We start from the raw sequence: 20,594 nt of genomic DNA, 5'->3' as shown, positions 1-20,594 counted from the left end.
CAAAAGGAGCTGCCATGGCCTTGTACCTTGCTGCCTTTGCTGCCGGGGTGCTCAGCGTGCTGAGCCCCTGCATCCTGCCCGTTCTGCCCTTTGTCTTTGCACGCCAGGGCCAGCCCAGCCGCCACGGCAGCCTGCCGCTGCTGATCGGTATGGCGCTGGCCTTCGCCGCCGCTGCATCGCTGGCCGCCGCAGCCGGCGCCTGGGCGGTGCAGCTGAGCCAATTTGGCCGGGGCCTGGCGCTGCTGGCGCTGGGCGTTTTTGCCGCCTCCCTGCTGTTCCCCGGCCTGGCCGCCTGGTGGAGCCGGCCGCTGGTGCAGATCGGAGAAAAGCTGGCTGCCCAACAGATCCAGCGCCGCTGGCTGCATTCCGCACTGCTGGGCGTGGCCACGGGTCTGATCTGGTCGCCCTGCGCCGGCCCGGTGCTGGGCCTGCTGCTGTCCGGTGCCGCACTGGCGGGGCCGGGCACCGCCACCAGCCTGCTACTGCTGAGCTATGCGGCCGGTGCCAGCCTGGCTCTGTGGGCCGCCCTGCGCATCAGCGCCGGCACTCTCGCTCGCCTGCGGGCCCATTGGCTGCCGGGCGAGCGCGGCAGGCGCGCAGCAGGCGCAGCGATGCTGGCCGCCGTGCTGGCCGTTGCCACCGGGCTGGACAGCCGCCTGCTCGCCCAATCGGGTGGATGGGCCGGTTTGGGCAGCAATGGGCTGGAAAGCAGCCTGCTGCAAGCGGCCATGCCTTCGGCCCAAGCGGCCGAGTTGGCAGGCAATAACCCAGGCGCCCCTTACACCAGCCCGCTGCCGGTGGAATCGACCCGCCCCAGCCTGGACGGCGGCACGCAATGGCTGAATGCCGAGCCGCAGTCCATCCCCGCGCTGCGCGGCAAGGTGGTGCTGGTCAATTTCTGGACCTACTCCTGCGTCAACTGCCTGCGCACGCTGCCGTATGTCAAAGCCTGGGCGCAAAAGTATGCCGATAGCGGCCTGGTCGTGGTGGGGGTGCATGCGCCCGAGTTCGCGTTCGAGAAGGACCGCCGCAATGTCGAGAAGGCCTTGCAGCAGCTCAAGATCAGCTACCCCGTCGTGCAGGACAACGGGTTTCGCATCTGGCGCGCCTTTAACAACCAGTACTGGCCGGCCCTCTACCTGGTGGATGCCCAAGGGCGGGTGCGCCACCACCAGTTTGGCGAAGGCGGCTATGCGGCCACCGAGCGTGCGCTCAACGAGCTGCTGCGCGAAGCCCAGGCGCCATCGGCGGCAACGGCACCTGCGCCTAACGCAAACACGGTCCCTGACACCCAGGGCCTGGGCATGGCCGCCGACACCGCCAGCCTGCGCAGCCCGGAGCTCTACCTGGGCTATGACAAAGGCGCCAGCCTGCGCCTGGCAGGCCGCCCCGCCCCCGACAAGGCAGCGGACTACCAGCCCGCGTCGCTGCGCCTCAACACCTGGACCTTGCAGGGCAACTGGACCTTGAAGCCCGAGTGGGTACAAGCCAATAGCGCCGGCGGCCGCCTGGCGCTGCGCTTTGAGGCCCGCGATGCCAACCTGGTGCTGGGCGCTGCCGGTGCCGGCCCGCTGCGCTTTCGCCTCAGCATCGACGGCCAGCCCCCAGGCATCCACCACGGCAGCGATGTCGATGCCCAGGGCTACGGCCAGGTCGATGCCACACGGCTCTACCAGCTGGTGCGCCAGCAGGGCCCGGTGAAGGAGCGTACGGTGGAGATCGAGTTTCTGGATGCGGGTGCGCAGGGCTATGCGTTTACGTTTGGCTAGTGCTGGCCCTCGTGCCAGTGCTCCTGCTGGTGCTGGTGGGTTGGCATGGCGCGCCTGCTAGGATGCCTGTTGCCCCTCGCGGGCAACCAGCACCAACAACACCTACAGGCACGCGCGCATGGACCCCACCCTGACACAGCAGCTTTCACAACAGGAGGCACTGCTCCACCGCCCGGAGATCCGCCACCAGCCCGAACGCGTGTCGCAGCTGCTGCACCCGGCCTTTGAAGAGACAGGCCGCTCCGGCCAGCGCTATACCCGAGAGCGGGTACTGGAGGCGCTGCGCAATGAATTGGACGCCGCCGAGATCGTGGCAGACGGCTATGCGGCTACCGAGCTGGCACCCGGCGTGGCGCTGCTCACCTACCGCAGCGCGCAGCGCGATGCGCAGGGCCTGCGCAGCAAGCACACGCTGCGCTCGTCGATCTGGTTGCTGACAGATGGCCATTGGCAGCTGCGCTACCACCAGGGCACACCAGCCCAAGATATTTGGTAGTGGATGGCTGGTTGCGCAGGCAGGGACGCACGACAGACAGCGCACGGGGGCAATTCGCCGTACCATGGCACAGCGCCAGGGCCCGCTAACCAGCATCATCGCTTCGACCCGGCGCGTGACTCCCGCCCCATCCCGCTTTGCCCCGCCGCCACCAGGAGCCTCCATGCCGATCGAACTGTGGTTTGCCTTTGTCGCAGCATCTGCCGTGCTGCTCATCATTCCGGGACCCACGATTCTCACGGTCATCAGCTATTCGATGGCCCAGGGGCGCCGCGCCAATGTGCCGCTTGTCGCAGCAGTGGCGCTGGGCGATTCGACGGCGCTGGTGGTGTCGCTGCTGGGGCTGGGGGCGCTCTTGGCGGCGTCGGCCTGGTGGTTCACCGTCGTCAAATGGGCAGGCGGGCTCTACCTGCTCTACCTGGGCATCAAGCTCTTGCGCGCTGGCGTCTCTGCGTCTGCCTTGGTGCCCACGGCCGCTCCGGTCTCGCGCTGGAAGCTGTTTGCCAATACCTACCTGGTCACGGCACTCAACCCCAAGGGCATTGTGTTCTTCGTGGCTTTTTTGCCGCAGTTCATCAGCGCCGAGGCACCGCTTGCGCGCCAGCTCTGGATTCTGGCCCTGACCTTTGTCGTGATGGCCACCCTCAACGCCACGCTCTATGCCGCCTTTGCATCGTCTGCCAGAAAGCTGCTGTCCTCACCCAGGTCGCTGCGCTGGTTCAACATGGCAGGGGGTGGCCTGCTGTCGGCCGCCGGGGTCTGGGCGCTCTTGGCACGGCGGCCAGGCTAAGGCTCAGAGCCGGGGCTTGCGGCCGGTAGGCCGCCCTCTTGCGCTGCCCCGTTGCACCGCCCGTCCCGTTGCGGCGCCACATCAAGCCGCAGAAAACGCCGCCAGCATATGGCGCAGCAATTGCGACGCCACCGGCGACAGCGGCCGGCCGCTGCGGGTGACCACATGCAGCTGGCTGTGGTTGAGCACCGGGCTGGCCAGTGGCAGCGACACCAAGGTATCGAGCGCCACGCCTTGGAGCGGAATGGAGCGCGGCGTCATGATGTAGCCCAGGCCCATCACCGCAAAATCCCAGAGCACCTTGAAGGAGTTGGTGGTCAGCATCGGCTGCAGGCGGATGTTCTCCTCCAGCTCGGCGGCCTGGATGTGCTTGCGCACGCCAAAGGATTCCTCCAGCGCCGCGCCCGGGTAAGGCGCCAGATCGGCCAGGCTCAGCGGGCCCTGGTGGCTGGCCAGCGGATGGCCCTTGCGTACATGCACCCGCACGGGGGCCAGCCGCGCATGGTGGGAGCGCAGGCGCGCATCGGCTGGCGGCTGGAACACGATGCCGATATGCGCACGGTCCTCCAGAATGCACTGCACGGCCTCTTCGGTGCCCGCCACCTTGATGTGGTAGCGCACATCGCCATGGGCTTTGATAAATGGCTGCAGCACCGGCGCCATCACCATATCCAGCGTACCCTCGCCCAGCACCAGGTCCAGATGGCCGGATTGGGCGTTCTTGAGGCTGTTGACCTCGGCGACAAAGGTGTCGTGCAGGTCCTGCTGGCGGCGGGCAAACAGCGCCAGCATGCGCCCGGCATCAGTCACCACCACGCCCCGGCCGCGCCGCTCCAGCAGCACCAGGCCGGTGTCCTGCTCCAGCCGGGCGACCGTGCGGCTGACCATCGACGGGTCGACCGCCAGCACCTCAGCGGCGCCGCGCACCGAGCCGGTTTCCATGATCTGCAGCAGGCACAGCGCCCGCTTGCGGTCCAGCACATCGTCCATCCCCAGGTTCAACATCGCTTGCCTCCGCCCATTGTTGCGATTCTTGCAACGTTTGATTGCCGGCGTTGTCATGGACGCGACGGATGGCAGTTTCGATAATGGTTTGACTTTTTTGTGACGGCCCCACCATGAACGCACCTATCCAACCCTCCTTGCTATCTGCCGTACAGGCCCTTGCGCCTGAGTTTGTCGGCATCCGCCACCAGATCCATGCTTTCCCCGAGCTGGCGTTTGAAGAGCTGCGCACCAGTGACCTGGTGGCCGAGCGCCTGCAGGCCTGGGGCTATGAAGTACACCGGGGCCTGGGCAGCACCGGCGTGGTGGGCCGCCTCAAAAAAGGCCAGGGCAGCCGCAGCATCGGCATTCGTGCCGACATGGATGCGCTGCCGATCCAGGAGAAAACCGGCCTGCCCTACGCCAGCACCCTGAGCGGCAAGATGCATGCCTGCGGCCACGATGGCCACACGGCCATCTTGCTGTGCGCAGCGCGCTACCTGGCCGAATCGGTGGACTACAGCGGCACCTTGAACCTGATTTTTCAGCCGGCCGAAGAGAACGAAGGCGGCGCCTTGCGCATGGTCGATGACGGCCTGTTCGAGCAGTTCCCCTGCGATGAAATCTATGCGCTGCACAACACGCCAGGCCTGCCGGTGGGCCAGATCGGCATGATCACCGGGCCGGCGATGGCCTCGTTTGACCGCGCCACCGTCACCCTGACTGGGCGCTCGGCGCACGGCGCCATGCCCCACCATGGCATCGATGTGATGCAGGCGGCTGCCAGCATCGTGCTGGGCCTGCAGTCGCTGGTCAGCCGCGAGGTCGATGCCCTCAAATCGGCCGTCATCACCGTGGGCTCGATCCAGGCGGGCGCCACCTACAACATCGTGCCCGAGAGCGCGACGATCAAGATCGGCATCCGCGCGCTCAACCCCGAGGTGCGCAACCAGATCGAAACCCGGCTGCGCGACTTTGTCAGCGCCCAGGCGCAGAGCTACCAGCTGCAGGCCGATCTGCTGTACGAGCGCAAATACCCGGTGCTGGTCAACCATGCCGCGCAAACCGAGCGCGCCCGCGAGGTGGCCGCGCGGCTGCTGGGCGCCGACAACGTGGTCACGCGCGGCCCGGTCATGGGCAGCGAGGACTTTGCCTACATGCTGGAGCACCGCCCCGGCGCCTATGTGCGGCTGGGCAATGGCCTGGGGCAGGACGGCGGCTGCATGGTGCACAACCCGCTGTATGACTTCAATGACAAGACCCTGCCCATCGGCGCGGCCTTCTGGGCCAGCCTGGCACACAGCTATCTGCAATAACCCCCACCTAGCGAGAGCACCATGACCGCAACCCATCGCCGCCAGTTCCTTCAATACGCCAGCCTGCTGGCAGGCGCCCCGTGGCTGGCCACACAACCGGCCTGGGCCGCCGATGGCTACCCCAGCAAGCCCTTGTCGCTGGTGGTGCCCTACCCGGCAGGCGGCGCCAGCGATACCGCCGCCCGCATCTTTGGCGAATCGATTGGCAAGACGCTCAAGCAGCAAGTTGTGGTGGAGAACTACGGCGGCGGCACCGGCCTCATTGGCGCCAACAAGGTCCTGAGCGCGCAGGCCGATGCCTATACGTTCTTCCATGGCTCGATCAACGAGGTGTTTCTGGCGCCCATGCTCAACCCCTCGGCCCGCTACGCACCCAAGGATTTCAGCCTGGTCGCGCCGATCAGCGAAGCGCATATCGTGCTGCTGGCCCGCAATGGCCTGCAGGCCGACTCCCTGGACAAGGTGATTGCGCTGGCCAAGCAAAGCAGCGCCAAGCCGCTCACCTACGCCACCGTGGGCATTGATTCCATCTACCACCTGATGGGCGAGGCCTTGGCAACGCGTGTGGGCGCGCCCTTGCTGCATGTGCCCTACAAGGGCGGTGCACCCGCGCTGCAGGGTGTGGCCGGTGGCGAGGTGGACCTGGCGATCCTGCCCTACCAGACCAGCTTTGATGCGATGCAGGCCCAGGGCCGGCTCAAGGTGGTCACCAGCTTCTCCAAGGAACTGCCCACCCCCCTGGCCCATATCCCGCTGATCAGCCAAAGCCAGCAGTTGCCTGACTTTGCCTACACCATCAGCGGCGGCTACTTTGTCAAGCAAGGCTGCCCGGCCGAGCGGGTCAGCCTGTTGCGCAATGCCATTGGCGCGGCGCTGCAAAACCCCGAGATCCGTGCCCGCCTGGAGGCCGAAGGCCGCACCGTTGCCCAGCCCACCGGCAGCCAGGCTGCTGCCAACCAGGCCTTTGACCAATACCTGCTGCGCGTGGGTGAGCTGATCCGCACGGTAGGCCGCAAGCCGGTGGCCTAAAAGTCTGTTCTAAGACGTAATCTGTCTTTGACGCCAGCCCTCTGGTAGGGCTGGCCTGCTTCGCCGGCCCTCCAAATCGCCGTTAAGCCCGCCCCGCCGCACCAAAGCGCTTCTTCATGCTGTCACGCGCTCGGCAAGCTGCGGCTTTTCGCTATCAAAATTAGTACATAATATTGCACGGTCAACAATCAGTTGCGCCTGGTGCATGCTAAACAGCAATGCATCCGGTAACGATTGACACCAACTAGCGGCGCGTGCAACCTGCTGATTCGACGCCGCCGTTTGTAGAAAATCGGGCTGCTGTACAGACAATCACTGCAGTATTTATCAATTTGACAGGTTGATAGTATTTAGCATTAGATTAGTGAATTTCTGCTTGAAATTCTCTAGCTTTCAAGAAGCTGACATTTGTTGAATTTATGATTATCAGCTAGTCATAGTTTTGACATATGATCTCGATTCCTCTGGAGGGAGGTAGAAGTAGAAGAAAAGGAAAACGACCTTGGAGCCCGCAGTCATGCGGGCTCTTTTTTTTGTCAATTGCTGACGATTGCGCCATGCGTTAGCCCATTGAGCCGCGATAGCCGTCCTAGAATTTGACCATCGCTTTCGCCGAGTTCATGCGTACCCTCCCTCCCTCTCTTGATTTGCATGGACACCCTGTTTTTCAGGATCGGCTTTCTTCTTGAATGCACTGCCGCCCCACTGGGGCGGCATTTTTTTGGGCTACGCAGTTGCCAAGCGCAATGGCGAGTCTTTGTGCTGCATCAACAAAGCAGCATCGCGCAATCTCGCCACCAACAGGTGCTTGCACCTGCCGCAAGCGGGCCGCGGGGAAGCCATGCGGTTTGGCTGGGCTTGCGCAAGCTTGCACTTGCAGTGCAGGCTCGCACCCACAGCGGCCCGTGCAGATCAGCGCTGGCTGCGCCTACGGTGCACCGCCACCAAGCCCAGAGCCACCAACAGACCGCTGATCAGTGATTGGCTCCACAGTGAAAGCGTTGGCACCGGGGTTGCTGCAACAGGAACTGGATCTGGATCGGGCGCTGGCACACCAATGGTCACGCTGGCATTTGCCGTGCTGGAGCCGCCTGTGCCTTGCACTGCAAATACGCTGTCCTGGCTAGCAGTGCCGCTGACTTGGCAGACCACAGACTGCCCCTCAGGAATCACACCGGGAGAGGACCAGGCAGCACCATGGAGGGTGCAGGCGCCGACCTGCACGCCTTCGGGCAAACCGGTCACGGTGCAGGCAGCATCGGCCATGTCCGCCGTGCCGCTGTTCGTGCATTGGAAGCTACCGCTATAGGCGCTGCCTACCGTGCCCGACAGGGGCAGCCCACCCAAGTCGATCGCCACATCCGGAGCGGTGGTGAACAACAAAGTCGCAGTGTTGTTGGCGGTGACCGTCTCGCCATTGGGAGCGGCGTCAACCACGGCCGAGCTCGAAGCCGGTGCAGCGCCAACGGCGCGCTGCAATGCTACGCTATAGCGTGCCTGGCCATTTAGCGCAGCCAATGGGCCTACGGTACACGCAAAGCCATTTTGCGGTGCAGCCAGTGCTGCGCAAGCGCTTGGCAACTGCTGGGCCGAATAGCCCGAAGGTAGTGTCACCGTCACTGTCGTATTCGCGGTGCTGGCCGTCGCACCCAGGTTCTTCACGTCCAGGGTATAGGCTTGCGGCACAGCGCCCAGCGCCGCTGGGCCGTCAAAGCTGACGGCCAAATCGACATCCGGCACCGCCTGCTTGCAAGCACCATCCTCATCCAACGCCGCCTTCGCAAACGCATCAATGATCCGATTTGCGCGTGCCTGGTTAGCACCGCTGTCTGTACCAAATGGTGATGCATCAGCCGTGAGGAAAGTGCAGCTGCCACCGTTCATCGCGGTCTTCGGCGCGAAAAAGCCGTAAGCCGAGGTACGTGCAGCGGCCACCGGAATGCTGGCCCCCTGAGGTAGATACAGCGCATTGGCTGTTGGAACGTTCTGAATCGTGCGATAGGCGGAGCCCTGGAGCGGGTTCAAGCCGTTAAAGCTTGCCTGGTAGGGCGACGCTGTGTTGAGCGGCGAGGCAATGGCGCCGCCAGTCTGCGTAGAAGCAATGCTGATACCCCAGTTAGTCGCGTCATTCAGAATGGACGCAATCGGGGCAAGATTGCGATCCGCTTGGCAACAGCCATCCGCAAATATCACAAAAGCCGTGTCTGGACGGGTGGTGATTGCGGTCTTGAGCACATCGATCTGGTTGAGATTCAGCGGCTCAAATACCGTCGTCACCACAACCAGTTTCTTGCCGTCAAATATCGCCGGATCCAGCGGGGTAGCCCTGGATAGCCAACCACGGCCATCTACCCAGCCAGTGCCAGCCGGGCCAAAGCGGTTGGTCAATCCACCGGCGGTGAACGTCAAAATGCCGTAGTTATCGGGAGTGGCGTTATCAGGTGTGAGGTAGAGCACATCCTGCGCCAGAACGGTGCCTGGCAGCACAGCAACAAACGCCAGCATGGCAGCGGCAATAGCGCGCCTCGCCGCACCACATCGCTTAAACAACTCTTCAAATAGATGCATACATTTTCCAATGGGTACGATTCGCGCAAGAATTGTCACAGCAATAACAATTCACTTACCCTTGGAAACCTAAAATCAGACTTTTCAGCGCCGAAATGTTGCTAAATTTATACAAATCAACGCATGCATTTCAAACAACCGCTGCCCTTTAGGGAGTAGAAGCAGAAAATTAGGCGTGCCTAGCAAAAAAACACGCAAAATTCAGTACGAATTTTCTGTTTCTCCTCTACAAAGAAATAAAAATGTCAATTGGCACTCACTTACATTGACAACCCGCTTTGGTAGCGAGCCAGATTCAATGGCTCCTTTCATTTGCCAAATGAGCTAGCCGTTACCTCCATGCATGGACAACAGCTCAGACCAGCGCCGTCGACAGCCCCTGCCGGGTGTGCACTGGCAGCTGCCACTGCCCGCCATCGTGCTCAGCCACCACCTCGATGCGCGGCGCCTCGCTGGTCACGCCACCAAAGATGGTCGCAAATGCTGCATCGGCGGCATCCCGGCCGGTCGCGAGCCGCATCATGCCCATGGGAATGGCGGTGCCCGAAGGGTCAAACAGGTACCAGCGCCCGCCCAGGTAAACCTCCACATAGGCATGGAAATCCGGTGGTCCCAGGGCGGGGTCGGCGCCATAGTCAGTGCCTGTCACAAAGCGGGTCGGCAGGTTGATGGCGCGGCACATGGCGATCATCAGGTGCGCAAAATCGCGGCAAACGCCGACGCACTCGACCAAGGTATCGACAGCCGAGGTGGTGCCGCTGCTGCTGTTGGAGCGGAACTTCACATGCTGCTGCACCCAGTCGCACACGGCCTGGGCACGCGCATAACCGGGGGCCTGTTGCCCAAACAAATCGTAGGCATAGGCGGCAAGCCGGTCGGACTGGCAGTAGCGGCTGGGGTAGATATAGCGCAGCGCTTCCAGCGGCAACTGGTAGAGCGGCACCTCGGCAATGCTCTCGGGGTCGTCGCAGTAGTGGCGCATCTCGACGGTGGCCTGGTAGTTGAGCTGGAGCGGGCCGGTTTGCGCTTGCAGCCGCAGGCTGCGCTGGCCATCGGCATCTTGCTGCAACTGCCAGGTGGCACCGGCCTGGTTGACGCTCAGGTGCTCCTGCACCACCGACTGCTGCGGGGTGAAGGCGGGGTGGAAGTTGAAGAAAAAGTCGGCGCTGGGGGTCAGCACCGTATAGGCAAGCTCCAAAGAGAACTGCAGTCGAATCATGGCGTGGGCTTCTGGGCCATCGTTGAGGAAGATTCCTGGCTGGTGGCAGACCCAGCCCGCATCCATTGGCAAACGGCTGCGCTGCAACCAGTGTGCGGCCAGATGCAGACGCCGTCTGTCAGGCAAACGCCCTGCTCCCTTGTGGTCCCCCACTACCTGGCTGCAAGGCGGGGGTGACAGCCCTGCGCAGGCCCGTCGTACCAGCGCTGCTGCGCTTGTCCTACGGCCCGGGCGCGGTCAGCGCCGCACCATGGAGGCACCAGGACCCAAGTCCTCCACCGAACCCAGGAGCACAGCATGACCCATCCCCATGACCCCAAACTCAACCCCGATCCGATCACCGATGAGCCCGGCGCCCACCCCATTGGCACGGGCATTGGCGCCGCTGGTGGCGCACTGACCGGCGCGGCCGCAGGCTCAGTCGCAGGGCCCGTCGGCACCGCTGTGGGCGGTGTCGTTGGTGCCGTGATTGGCGGCCTGGCCGGCAAGGGCGCTGCCGAGGCCGTCAACCCCACCGCCGAAGATGCCTACTGGGCCGACGCTTACCAGCGCGAGCCCTACTTTGCCGACGGCTATACCTATGACGACTACGCGCCCGCCTACCGCGCCGGTTACCAATCGGTGCGCGATGGCCTGGTCGATTGGGACGATGCGCGCAGCGACTGGGAACGCCGCTGGCAGGCAGAGCGTGCGCAAAGCCGCCTGGGCTGGCCAGAGGCTGAGCCTGCTGTGAAGGCCGCTTGGGAACGCGCCAACCGCGCTTACAAGCAGACCAACCAGGGCTAAAACAGACTGCCTTTGAGACAATAACGCCGCGTCAGGTCATTGCCTGGCGCGGCGTTCTGCGTTCAGTAGGCGACGGCCGCTGCCAGCAGTCCCGAGGCTGCGGCAGCCAGGGCCAAGCGACGCGCGCGCTCGGGCGCATAGGTCAGCACCAGGCCCCAGGCCATCGCCGCCAAGGTCAGCAGACCCAGCCAAGCAGCGATGCCGACCGAGGCGTTCCAGCGCTGCAAGCAGGCCAGCAGCGATAGCAAAAGCAAGGCGCTGCCGCCCGCTTGCCAGCCATGGCGCTTTGTGGTGGCGAGCGCGGCGGTAGCCAGTTGTTCCTCATGGCGGTCCATGGCGGCCGCCAGCGCCGCAAAACCGGCAAAGGCCCACAGCAGACTTGCGATAGCGATCATCGTTGCTGCTCCATCGCGCTGGCTACAGCTGCATGCGGCGCCAGCAAACCGGCATCAGCGGCTGCAGGCTTGGCAGCGGCTGCGGGTTTGCGCGCAGCGGGCGTCGCAGTTTGCCTGCTGCGTGCCAGCCACCACACGACCCAGCCATGCAAGGCCGCCAACGCCAGCATCATCAAATCAAAACCGGCAATGCTCCACTGCGCATCAGCGATGCTTTGGGGCAGCCATGCACCGCCGCTCAGGCCATTGAGCAGCGGCAACAAGGCCAGCAGCACGGTGGCCAGCAGCATCTGCTCGCGCCAGGCCTGGCGGTGCGGGCGCAGCATGGGGTGCAGCAGGCACAGCGCCCACACCGTAAAGAAGCCGCGAATCTCCCAATCGCTGCGGCCAACCAGATCGGCAGGCAACAAGCGGTTGAACCAGAAGAACGAGGCCGTGGCGACCGACAGGCCAGCGATCGCGCCCACATTGAGCACTTCCACCAGGCGGTGGCCATGGGGCGTGCGGCCGAGCTTGCGCCGCTCGGGCAGGCGCTTGACGACCCAGAGCACCATGCCGGTCGCCGCCATGGTGGTGCCGACGACGCCACTCAAGAACAGCAGCCAGCGCACCAGCGGCTCGGCAAAGCGGCCCAGGTGCAGGCTCGATACCACATTGCTGGTCGCACGTGGCCAGGAGATGGCTGCGGCCTCGGGCGCCTGGCGCGGCTCGCCACTCACGCCGTCAAACAGCAAGCTCGATGCCGCACCCCGGTTGACCAGGCTGGAGCCCCCACCCTCGCGCAGTTCCACAGTCGCGCGGGCGGTGCCCGGTGCGTTGACGGTGATGCTGCCCACGCCATGCGCCGGCCACTGCTGCAAGGCCGCCTCCACCATCGGGCCCACAGGTGCCATCGCGACGGGCGTGTTGGCATCGGCACTGGCCTCGCGGCTGGCGCGGCCACCTTCTCGCGGGCCAATACCGTTGTTGCCATTGGCTGCGCCGGGCTGCGCCTGGCGGTTGCCCCGTAGCTCGGAGAAATAGGCATTGCTGTCGCCGCTGTAGGCGGTCTGTACGCCCCAGGGCATCAGCATGTTCATCAGCAGCACCAGGCCGCTGAAGGTGATCACCAGGTGAAAAGGCAGCGCCAGCACGGCCGTTGCATTGTGCGCATCGAGCCAGGAACGCTGGCCCTTGCGCGGGCGGAAGGTGAAGAAGTCACTGAAGATCTTCTTGTGCGTGATGACGCCGCTGATGATCGCCACCAGCATCAGCATCGTCGCAAAGCCCACAATCCAGCGGCCCCAGATGCGCGGCATCGCATAGAGCTCGAAATGGAAACGGTACAAGAAGCTGCCGCCCCGCGTCTCGCGCGGCTGCAGCTGCTCGCCGGTGCCGGCATCCAGGGTCGTGCGCTGGGTCCCAGCCCGGCCAGCCGCAGCACCGGGCTCGCGCCAGGAGGCCTCGATGGCCGTCTGGCGCTCATTGGGCAGAGACAAGGTCCAGGTGCTGGCCTTGGGCGCAATGGCCTGCATGGCATCCAGCCCGCGCTGGGCGGTGCCCGCATCGGGTACCGACTGGTGAAGTTCGGGCCGCATCCAGTCGGTGATCTCGCTGCGGAAAAAGCTCAAGGTGCCGGTAAAGAACACCGCATACAGCAGCCAGCCCAGCAGCAGCCCGCTCCAGGTATGCAGCCAGGCCATCGACTGGCGCAGACCCTCGGGTTTGCCATCGACCCTCATGCCGCAGCTCCCGGAGCCAGCACCCAGGCGATCAGCGCCAGGGCCCCCGCCGGCAGCGCAATGCCCAGCCAGGCGCGCAGTGCCGTTGCGCAGCCAAAGGCCCACATCGCCGCGATCGCGTAGACCACAAAGGCCAGCATCGTGGCCGCCATCGTTGCATCCACCCGGGCCATGCCTAACTCTTGAAAGCCCACGGCCCCCGCTGCGGCAGAAGCCGCCGCCAGCGCATAGCCACCGCCAATGGCGGCTATGGCCCGCGACGCGACGCGCGCGCGGTAGCCCAGCAGGCTGGCTGCTGGTGGGGGGTTGGGGACTGTTTGCATCTTGACCATCCTGTGAACGGGGCCCGCCACTGCGGCATGGCCCGGGGCGCCAGAGCATGCCTGTCATACCGCAGGCCTGGCAGCGCCGCGCGGTATTTTAAATGAGAATGAGTCTTGATAAATATTTGAACACCGATAAAGCTGCGGCCCAGCGCCATGTGCATGCGCTGCAATGGAGGAGCCAGCGCAATGCCTACGCTGCAAACGGCCCCGTCAAAAACGGCCCCGAAGGACCGTTTGAAATCAACGCGGGGCCAGCCGGGCGGCTCAAACCCGCCCGCGCTGCAGCAGCAGCCCCAGCGCCGCCAGCAGCGCAAAGCCCGCGCCGCAGACAAAGGTGCCCTGGTAGCCAATGGCATCCCAGAGCAGCCCGGCAATCACGCTGGCCAGCAGCAAGGCCACACCGGTGAGCAAATGGAAAATGCCAAACGCCGTGCCACGCAGCTCGGCCGGCGCGCTGTCGGCAATCATCGCGTTGAACAGGCCCTGGCTAAAACCCATGTGCAGACCCCACAGCGCCACCCCCAGCCCCAGGCCCAGCACACCGGGTACCAAGGCCAGCACCAGATCGGCGGCCACCAGCAAGCCCAGGCCGGCGAGCAGCACATCCTGCCGGGGGCGGCGGTCCGACAGCACCCCGGCCGGATAGGCCGACAGCGCATAGGCCAGGCCCATGACCACCAGCACTGCCGGCGCCCACATGGGCGGCAGGCCGGCCGACTGCGCGCGCAAAATCAAAAACGCCTCGCTGAACCGCGCCAAGGTGAACACCAGGCCCAGGCCCACGACCATCCAGTAAGCCCGGGGCAAACGCTGCAGTTCGCTCTTGCGCAAGGGCAGCTGGCGCGGCCTTTGCGCTACGGGTGTTGCGGGCTCCTTCACAAAAAACACCAGCACCGCCACCGCCGCAAATGCCGGCAGCACCGCCAGCCAGAACACCAGCTGGTAGTTGTCCGCCGTCCACCACATCAGGCCGATGGCCAGCAAGGGGCCGGTAAAGGCGCCGATGGTGTCCAGCGTCTGGCGCAGGCCGTAGGCGGTGCCGCGCAAATGCGGTGGGGTCACATCGGCCACCAGCGCATCACGGGGCGCGCCGCGAATGCCTTTGCCCACCCGGTCGACAAAGCGCGCACCCACCAGCCATTCCAGGCCGCCCGCCAGCGGAAACACCGGCTTGGTCAGCGCGCCCAGGCCATAGCCCAGCACGGCCAGCAGCTTGCGTTTGCCAAAACGGTCGCTGATCGCGCCGGAGAACACCTTGACGATGGAGGCCGTGGCCTCGGCAATGCCCTCGATCAGGCCCACCGCCAGCACCGAGGTGCCCAGTACTGCCACCATATAGATCGGCAAGAGCGCATGCACCATCTCGGACGAGATATCCATCAGCATCGAGACAAAGCCCAGCGCCCAGACGCTGCGCGGCACTGCGCGTGCGCCGCGCTGCAACGCGCTGTCGCCTGCGGGTTGTTGGGGTTCAACGGTTTTCGTCATGCGCGTCGTACACCCGTTGGGCGTAGGCCTCCAGCAAGGATTCGCAGTGCTGCAGGCGCTCGGCCGCCGTCACTGCCAGTGGCGCGTCGTAGAAGTCCAGCTTGCGGATCTTCTCGTACCAGGCCTGCAGTTTTTTCAGGTCGGTCTCTTCTTCATCCAGCTCGGCATAAGTGAACTTCTCGATCGCGATCTCCTTGGCGATCTCGGCCTCGAAATCCTGGCAGCGGCCCAGCAGTTCGCGGTACTGGTCGTCGCGGTCGGCCTTGAAGCGGGTGATGACCTTGTCCTCCTGCAGCCGGTCGAGCGCAATGGTCTCCAGCAGCACGCAGTCCCCATCCATCGCGGCAATGTCGTTCTCCAGCACCTTGAGCCGGCGCACATGGTCATCGGTCTTGGGCAACAAACACACACCGTTTTGCAGGTATATGGCCCCGAGAGCCTTGAGGCGCCGCCACAGCGCCATGCGTTTGGCCGTGGGCTCGGCCGGGACTTTATAGGTCAGCAGCAACCATTTAACAGCATCCATTGCTCATCCGTTTTTGTGACGACCGTTTCATTTTAAAGTTAACGAACAACTTTCAACAGCTGTATCAGATGAATTTTTTATGACCCTGAACCCAGACCTTCCCTCGCTACGGGCGTAAAAAAGCCCCGCAGGCGGGGCTGGCTGGGCGCAGCAAGGGGCGTTAGGTATCGGATTCGGGTGCCAGATGGCAGGGCCCCACCGAGAGGCAATCGTCTTCAAAAGAGGCTACCGCCTCGTCCAAGGCCTGCGTAATACGCTCGGCCACCTCGTCACTGGCGACCAGTTCACTGTCGGCATCAAAAATGGCTGCCGCATCGGTAATGCCTGCCAGATAAGCCATCTTGAACAGCTTGATCTGGTCGGGGGTGACGACGGTGATTTGCAATTCCGACAAAGACTTTGCACGGGATCTCATACGGCCTCCTCTTCGGGCGCATCGCAATGAAAAATCAGGTCTGCAACACACAACCCTCCGACCGGTCGCGTGTTGTCATCCTGCGGCTGTCACAAACATAGCATAGGAGTACCGGCTTGTTTCATATGCAGCACCCAAGAACAGTCACTTGCGGCAATGGCTGACAACAGACCCGCCCTCCCCAGCCAAACATGGAGCACCTGCCATAGAGACTTTCCCGATGTCCAGCCTCTGCTCCCAGCGACGCTGGCCATGCCGGCCCGCTTGTTGCCCAAGAAGGCGGCGCCGGGCCCAAGCACAATTGGCGGGCACCCGCTCCCGATGCAGGCCAGGCTTTCGGCAGGTGTCGGCAATTGCTGGCACTGCAGAGCGCCAAGCGGTAGCGGTTCGGGCTCCAGCTAAGCGGCCTCGCTGGCGTTTCCATCCTTGCGCTGCGCTTGGGCTTTGCGCAGCTGCCGCAGCTCCTCCAAACCATCAGCCCGGCTTACCACTGGGGCATAACCCAGGCTGTTGCGGGCCTTGTCGATATTCAGACTGACCTCGACGGCCGAGGTGGCCAGCGCCTGCCGCGTCACCGGTGGCTGCCAACGCCCGCCCAACCACGGCGCAATACCTTCGCAGACCGAGGCCAACCTATACACCAACCACCGAGGCACCGACTTGCCGGACGCGCACCGCCCTTGGGTGGCCAGGAGGTCGCTGATGAATGTCCGAAATTCGACCACATCCGCATCAGCAATGAAATAGCACTGCCCGGCCTCGCCCGCCAGCAAGGCCCGCTCTATGCCATGCACCAGGTTCCCAATGTGGGTGGTCGAGGTACGGTACCGCCCCGTACCAACCCAGGCAAACTTGCCGGCGTCGACCGCTTGCAGCAACTGCGGCAGGGCTGTCGTGTCATCCCGCCCCCAGACAAAGCGCGGGCGCAGCACACAAACATGCAAGCCCTGCTGCGCTGCGGCCAAGGCGATCTGTTCCGCCTCTATCTTGCTGGCCGAATAGCCTCCGGCTGGCCGCAGAGGATAGGGATGGCTTTCGTCGGCATGGACCAGCGCCCGGCCATCGAGCAACACCGACTCCGTGCTGATGTGCACCACACGCGCGACCTGTGCCTGGGCTGCTGCAGCCAGCACCCGGCGAGTCCCTTCGACATTGACGAGATGCTGGCCCCGGCTCGCCAGGCCATGCTGGGTGTCCGCCGCTGCATGCACCAGCGCATCGCAGCCTTGCATGGCCAGTGGCAGTTGCGCAGAAAACAGGTCTGCCTCGACAGGCTTGGCACCCAGCGCATGCAAGCATTGACCCGCCTGGGCACTGCGCGCCAACGCGTGTACCTCAACGCCTTGCGCTACAAAATGCCGCACGACATTGCGGCCCACATAGCCGCTGCCACCGGTGATAAAAAGCCTGCGCAGGCGCGGTTCAGACATGGCGTGCGAAGCTGTCAAAGGAAGTGAAGAATCAAACATGGGCTGGCAATGAGCAATGAAAAGGGGGCGGCCACAGGCTGCGCATGCAGCCCGTCGGGCTCGTCGAGAAGGGAGCGCCGGCGCGACCCGCGCTAGCGACGCCAGGAGACCTATGGGAGTTAGTCCGCCGCAGCTACCGGTGCGGCTGCAGAAGCAGCGCCCAACAGCGCTTCGATGTCCGCAAGCAGGCGCTGTCTGTCAGCGGCAGCGAAGGAGTGGAAGTCCAGGCTTTCCAGAAGCTTCAAGCCCTCGAGCGCCAAATAGGCCACCAGGGCAGCGCGCGGCTGGGCGGCGTCGGCCTGCAGGGCCGCGATGACCATGGCCTGGTTGGCCTGCATCAGCGCGCGCAGCTCCCCATCCTGCGCCAGGGCCGCGCACAGATTCAAGGCCACGGCACGCTGAGGTGGCGGAAGCGGATGGGCCGCTGCCGCAATGCGCCCCCGCACCGTCTGTGCGTCGCCACCATTGAACTGCCGGGCGGCGGCCTGGTTGAATGCGTTATCACGCTCCAGGGCCCTGTGGACCAGGGCCTTGATCAGACCCTGTTTGGTCTTGTGGTCGTAGGTGACGCTGGCCTTGCTGACACCCGCCTGGGCCGCAACCCCATCGAGCGTAAGCTTGGCCGCACCGTCTCGCGCGATGACCGCTTCGGCGGCATCCAGCAGTTGATCTTGGTCGATGACTCTTGAGCGTCCCATGGCAGCAATATTTATTTCCGACCGGATGGATATTAATTATACAGACGCAAGCTGTCAAGCCATCATCTGCTGCCTGCGACAGTGCAAAGGCTTTTCATTGCCTGCATCAGCCTGCCGAAATGCGGATCGGCACAAGCCAAGGGGCAAGGTCGCCGCCCAGCCAGGGCGGTCGCCTGCATGGCCCTTGCCCAATCGAAGGGATGCGGATCTGGAGGTGACACAAGGCGGTATTTACAGCCGAGCTGTCGCTATGGCCAAGGAAAACAACGCAGCCGATCGCCTGACAGCGCGCTCAGACCACGGCAGGGAGTTTGGCAGAGGATCGCTGACCATGGGTAAGGCAAAGCAGCCACCAGAGTGATCCGGCATAACCCCGGCCACGCCAAGCCAGGCCAAGGCAGGCCGGGACAGCCTACTGGCAGAGACTTCGCCAGTGCCCGCTTGCACTGGCAGCGGCAGTCGGCTGCTCCATCTCCCCTACCCGTCACCGCTGCAGCGATCAACGCAAGCGATAGCGACGCGCTGCCAGACCGACCAAGCCCATCGATACCAGCCACAGCACCCAAGGGCTATCGACCGGCACCGCCTGTACAGGACCAGCACCCGACGGTGTTTGCACGGGACTCACCACCACCGTGACCATCGCCGTCTGGCACACCGGCTGCGGATACGGGCCTTGCAGGCTGCAGATCTGGTATGTGAAGGTATCCGTTCCCGAGAATCCCGATGCGGGCGTGTAGCTGGCGGAGCCATCGGCGTTGTAGGCCACCGCACCATGCGCTGGCGCAGACACGCCTGTCGCCATCCCCCCCAGTGGCGCGCTGGTTGCGTCGCTGGAGGCATCATTGTCCAAAATGCGGATCGTCACGGGGGTATTGATCGCGGTGCTGGCTGAATCCGCCGTGGCAGTCACGCCCAATACCCTCACGGTCACGACTGCGGGCTTGCACTCAGAAGGTGCCGCCTCCAGACAGACCTGGTAGTCGAAGCTATCGGTGCCAGAAAAACCGGCATCGGGCGTGTAGACCATGTTGCCCGAGCCATCGACGCTCACGCTGCCATGGGATGGCTGCTGGCTGATGGATGGCACACCGATGCTCTGCGCGGCCGGCACCGTGGTGTCATTGGCGCGAACGTCGATACTGACAGGCTGCCCCTGTGTGGTGTAGGCCAGATCATTCACTGCACTCAACTCCGTCGGCCCGCTGACCGTCACGGTCGCTGTTGCTGTCGCGCAGTTATCAGGCTTGCTGATCTGGCAGTACTGGTAGTCCAAGGAATAGGTTCCCGGCGGAGTTGCGGGGCTCAGGCTCACGCTGCCGGTATTGGTATCCAGGACCATGGGAAAGCCCGCAGGGGACGTATTGGTCCCTGGCAGTTCCGCCATCGTCACGACGGATCCAAGCGTCGGCACCACCTGCCCATGCAAACCACCTGGATTCATATCATCGTTGGCCAGCACATTGCTGATGGCAATCCCTCCGGCCGCATCCATCGTGCCGGAGTCCTCCTGCGCAGCCAGCGGGGCTCGGCAGGCTGAGGGAGCCAGCAAAAACGCCTGCAGGTTCTTGATGACCTGCATGTTCGCATCGGTTTGGTTCGCTCCCCCTAGATTGCCGCCATCACCAAAATAAGTGATGCGTCCGGCATTGCCGTTCATATCTGCTTCGCCAAAGGCAGCCACACTGATCGGTGCCGCAGGATCGCTCAACGACATTTGGTAAGCCAGCCGATTCTGCGCAGGAATCGGGCCCAGCAACACACCGCCGTTATCAAACATGACCGAAGCACCTAACGAAAACGGAAAGGCATCGATATTCCCAATAGCCGCGCTGTTCACTGTCCAAGCACCACCATAAACCGAATTAGGCCCGGTTGCTATACTTCCACCGCCAGAGCCAGAGGCCACTCTGGCATTCATGACACCTACAGCCCATTCATTATAAAAATTATTGCCATAATCTTGGGTAAAGTGCACCCGGCCACCCCCGCCCAGGTAGGCGACCAATGCAGCGGCGTCCGCAACAGAAGGGGTACTCGCCGAAGAATAGGTTGCGTTATACCAATGCAGCCAGATGGCATCATACTGCGGCAAATTGGCGCTGGGGCCAGACAAGAAATTTGAAATAGCGGACGGCGAATTGGTGGGCACCACATTCACGCCATTGAGAATTAACGACTGCGCTGCAGGGTAGGTATTCAGACCATTGAACAATACCCGGCAAGCGGCAGCCTCTGCTTTACCCATGCCAGCCACGGCAACCAGCAAGAGTGCAGCAGCACCTGTAAATTTTGTCGCATTATTTTTATACATCATCATGGGCAAAGCCGTGTATTGATAATAAATAGCCGAACCAAGAGCATTCACGACATCTTGCCCATACGTCAAAAATCACACAGACCACCAGCAAGCAAACATCACCATACACCACAAATAGGGTGATAGGAATATATCCACTCTTCAGCCATTATCAAAAAATAGCCTCTTGATTCAGAAGAATGTCATTCCAGGCATGGAAAATTCAGCGGTAAAAAATAGCAGGAAGTCGCGTCCACCAATCTTAGCGGTGACAACTATAAAAATATTAATTAAAAAATC

Annotated in this window: 18 protein-coding genes; 6 read left to right on the top strand and 12 right to left on the bottom strand. The window is 63.3% G+C overall.

The window, feature by feature from the left end; translation table 11 throughout:
* Window positions 1-14: 14 nt before the first annotated feature.
* From WH303_RS15160 to WH303_RS15150, 3 genes are all read left to right on the top strand, one after another.
* Complete coding sequence (locus tag WH303_RS15160) at window positions 15-1,769, top strand: cytochrome c biogenesis protein DipZ (protein ID WP_339519506.1); 1,755 nt, start codon at window positions 15-17, stop codon at window positions 1,767-1,769.
* Window positions 1,770-1,887: 118 nt separating this feature from the next.
* Window positions 1,888-2,265 carry a nuclear transport factor 2 family protein gene (locus WH303_RS15155; RefSeq protein ID WP_339519504.1) on the top strand — a complete coding sequence of 126 codons (378 nt, stop codon included), beginning with the start codon at window positions 1,888-1,890 and terminating at the stop codon, window positions 2,263-2,265.
* Window positions 2,266-2,428: 163 nt separating this feature from the next.
* Window positions 2,429-3,055, top strand: coding sequence for a LysE family translocator (locus WH303_RS15150; RefSeq protein WP_339519502.1), 627 nt, complete (start codon window positions 2,429-2,431; stop codon window positions 3,053-3,055).
* An 81-nt stretch (window positions 3,056-3,136) separates the two neighbouring features.
* Here the strand turns inward: WH303_RS15150 and WH303_RS15145 are convergent, their stop codons facing one another.
* Window positions 3,137-4,045, bottom strand: a complete 909-nt coding sequence (locus tag WH303_RS15145; protein ID WP_021025205.1) for a LysR family transcriptional regulator — start codon at window positions 4,043-4,045, stop codon at window positions 3,137-3,139.
* A gap of 128 nt (window positions 4,046-4,173) precedes the next feature.
* Between WH303_RS15145 and WH303_RS15140 the strand changes: the two genes are divergently transcribed.
* Both WH303_RS15140 and WH303_RS15135 read left to right on the top strand, forming a co-directional pair.
* Window positions 4,174-5,355, top strand: coding sequence for a M20 aminoacylase family protein (locus WH303_RS15140; RefSeq protein ID WP_339519500.1), 1,182 nt, complete (start codon window positions 4,174-4,176; stop codon window positions 5,353-5,355).
* Between the two features lie 21 nt (window positions 5,356-5,376).
* Window positions 5,377-6,384: a Bug family tripartite tricarboxylate transporter substrate binding protein gene (locus tag WH303_RS15135; protein ID WP_339519499.1), complete on the top strand. Its 1,008-nt coding sequence runs from the start codon at window positions 5,377-5,379 to the stop codon at window positions 6,382-6,384.
* Window positions 6,385-7,296: 912 nt separating this feature from the next.
* On the opposite strand, the gene WH303_RS15130 is transcribed toward WH303_RS15135, so the two are convergent.
* Both WH303_RS15130 and WH303_RS15125 read right to left on the bottom strand, forming a co-directional pair.
* Window positions 7,297-8,952, bottom strand: coding sequence for a hypothetical protein (locus tag WH303_RS15130; protein WP_339519498.1), 1,656 nt, complete (start codon window positions 8,950-8,952; stop codon window positions 7,297-7,299).
* A 355-nt stretch (window positions 8,953-9,307) separates the two neighbouring features.
* The gene (locus WH303_RS15125) at window positions 9,308-10,171 is read right to left on the bottom strand and encodes a transglutaminase-like domain-containing protein (RefSeq protein ID WP_339519497.1); all 864 of its coding nucleotides are present in this window, start codon (window positions 10,169-10,171) and stop codon (window positions 9,308-9,310) included.
* 297 nt (window positions 10,172-10,468) lie between these two features.
* On the opposite strand from WH303_RS15125, the gene WH303_RS15120 reads away from it, so the two are divergent.
* Window positions 10,469-10,957 (top strand): hypothetical protein, encoded by a 489-nt coding sequence (locus tag WH303_RS15120; RefSeq protein WP_339519495.1) that lies wholly within the window; start codon window positions 10,469-10,471, stop codon window positions 10,955-10,957.
* A gap of 62 nt (window positions 10,958-11,019) precedes the next feature.
* Here the strand turns inward: WH303_RS15120 and WH303_RS15115 are convergent, their stop codons facing one another.
* The 9 genes from WH303_RS15115 to WH303_RS15075 form a co-directional block, all read right to left on the bottom strand.
* On the bottom strand, window positions 11,020-11,352 hold the full coding sequence (locus tag WH303_RS15115; protein WP_339519493.1) for a DUF3325 family protein: 333 nt from the start codon (window positions 11,350-11,352) through the stop codon (window positions 11,020-11,022).
* The gene (locus WH303_RS15110; RefSeq protein ID WP_339519491.1) at window positions 11,349-13,073 is read right to left on the bottom strand and encodes a PepSY-associated TM helix domain-containing protein; all 1,725 of its coding nucleotides are present in this window, start codon (window positions 13,071-13,073) and stop codon (window positions 11,349-11,351) included. The genes WH303_RS15115 and WH303_RS15110 overlap by 4 nt, the downstream gene beginning before the upstream one ends.
* Window positions 13,070-13,396 carry a DUF3649 domain-containing protein gene (locus WH303_RS15105; RefSeq protein ID WP_339519489.1) on the bottom strand — a complete coding sequence of 109 codons (327 nt, stop codon included), beginning with the start codon at window positions 13,394-13,396 and terminating at the stop codon, window positions 13,070-13,072. Before WH303_RS15105 ends, WH303_RS15110 begins: the two co-directional genes overlap by 4 nt.
* Before the next feature lie 267 nt (window positions 13,397-13,663).
* Window positions 13,664-14,887, bottom strand: a complete 1,224-nt coding sequence (locus WH303_RS15100; protein WP_339519487.1) for an MFS transporter — start codon at window positions 14,885-14,887, stop codon at window positions 13,664-13,666.
* A complete protein-coding gene (locus tag WH303_RS15095) occupies window positions 14,871-15,413 on the bottom strand; it encodes a Chromate resistance protein ChrB (protein WP_339519486.1) in 543 nt (180 codons plus the stop codon). Before WH303_RS15095 ends, WH303_RS15100 begins: the two co-directional genes overlap by 17 nt.
* A gap of 160 nt (window positions 15,414-15,573) precedes the next feature.
* A complete protein-coding gene (locus WH303_RS15090) occupies window positions 15,574-15,828 on the bottom strand; it encodes a hypothetical protein (protein ID WP_148293016.1) in 255 nt (84 codons plus the stop codon).
* A gap of 398 nt (window positions 15,829-16,226) precedes the next feature.
* Window positions 16,227-17,258 (bottom strand): NAD-dependent epimerase/dehydratase family protein, encoded by a 1,032-nt coding sequence (locus WH303_RS15085; protein ID WP_339519484.1) that lies wholly within the window; start codon window positions 17,256-17,258, stop codon window positions 16,227-16,229.
* A gap of 158 nt (window positions 17,259-17,416) precedes the next feature.
* Complete coding sequence (locus WH303_RS15080) at window positions 17,417-17,995, bottom strand: TetR/AcrR family transcriptional regulator (protein ID WP_021025218.1); 579 nt, start codon at window positions 17,993-17,995, stop codon at window positions 17,417-17,419.
* A gap of 499 nt (window positions 17,996-18,494) precedes the next feature.
* Entirely contained in the window at window positions 18,495-20,363 is a 1,869-nt protein-coding gene (locus WH303_RS15075) for an Ig-like domain-containing protein (protein WP_339519482.1), read from the bottom strand.
* Window positions 20,364-20,594: the final 231 nt, after the last annotated feature.

Source organism: Comamonas sp. MYb69, from assembly GCF_037479315.1.
Lineage (GTDB): Bacteria > Pseudomonadota > Gammaproteobacteria > Burkholderiales > Burkholderiaceae_C > Comamonas.
The sequence above is the reverse complement of the archived record's forward strand: the minus strand, read 5'-3'. Positions and strand labels throughout refer to the sequence as shown.

Bases quoted from the DNA above. Each gene is read 5' to 3' on its own strand.
- WH303_RS15110 (WP_339519491.1), bottom strand. From the start codon at position 13,073: ATGAGGGTCGATGGCAAACCCGAGGGTCTGCGCCAGTCGATGGCCTGG.
- WH303_RS15160 (WP_339519506.1), top strand. From the start codon at position 15: ATGGCCTTGTACCTTGCTGCCTTTGCTGCCGGGGTGCTCAGCGTGCTG.
- WH303_RS15115 (WP_339519493.1), bottom strand. From the start codon at position 11,352: ATGATCGCTATCGCAAGTCTGCTGTGGGCCTTTGCCGGTTTTGCGGCG.
- WH303_RS15130 (WP_339519498.1), bottom strand. From the start codon at position 8,952: ATGCATCTATTTGAAGAGTTGTTTAAGCGATGTGGTGCGGCGAGGCGC.
- WH303_RS15105 (WP_339519489.1), bottom strand. From the start codon at position 13,396: ATGCAAACAGTCCCCAACCCCCCACCAGCAGCCAGCCTGCTGGGCTAC.
- WH303_RS15085 (WP_339519484.1), bottom strand. From the start codon at position 17,258: ATGTCTGAACCGCGCCTGCGCAGGCTTTTTATCACCGGTGGCAGCGGC.
- WH303_RS15090 (WP_148293016.1), bottom strand. From the start codon at position 15,828: ATGAGATCCCGTGCAAAGTCTTTGTCGGAATTGCAAATCACCGTCGTC.
- WH303_RS15125 (WP_339519497.1), bottom strand. From the start codon at position 10,171: ATGATTCGACTGCAGTTCTCTTTGGAGCTTGCCTATACGGTGCTGACC.
- WH303_RS15155 (WP_339519504.1), top strand. From the start codon at position 1,888: ATGGACCCCACCCTGACACAGCAGCTTTCACAACAGGAGGCACTGCTC.
- WH303_RS15140 (WP_339519500.1), top strand. From the start codon at position 4,174: ATGAACGCACCTATCCAACCCTCCTTGCTATCTGCCGTACAGGCCCTT.
- WH303_RS15135 (WP_339519499.1), top strand. From the start codon at position 5,377: ATGACCGCAACCCATCGCCGCCAGTTCCTTCAATACGCCAGCCTGCTG.
- WH303_RS15145 (WP_021025205.1), bottom strand. From the start codon at position 4,045: ATGGACGATGTGCTGGACCGCAAGCGGGCGCTGTGCCTGCTGCAGATC.
- WH303_RS15095 (WP_339519486.1), bottom strand. From the start codon at position 15,413: ATGGATGCTGTTAAATGGTTGCTGCTGACCTATAAAGTCCCGGCCGAG.
- WH303_RS15150 (WP_339519502.1), top strand. From the start codon at position 2,429: ATGCCGATCGAACTGTGGTTTGCCTTTGTCGCAGCATCTGCCGTGCTG.
- WH303_RS15080 (WP_021025218.1), bottom strand. From the start codon at position 17,995: ATGGGACGCTCAAGAGTCATCGACCAAGATCAACTGCTGGATGCCGCC.
- WH303_RS15120 (WP_339519495.1), top strand. From the start codon at position 10,469: ATGACCCATCCCCATGACCCCAAACTCAACCCCGATCCGATCACCGAT.
- WH303_RS15100 (WP_339519487.1), bottom strand. From the start codon at position 14,887: ATGACGAAAACCGTTGAACCCCAACAACCCGCAGGCGACAGCGCGTTG.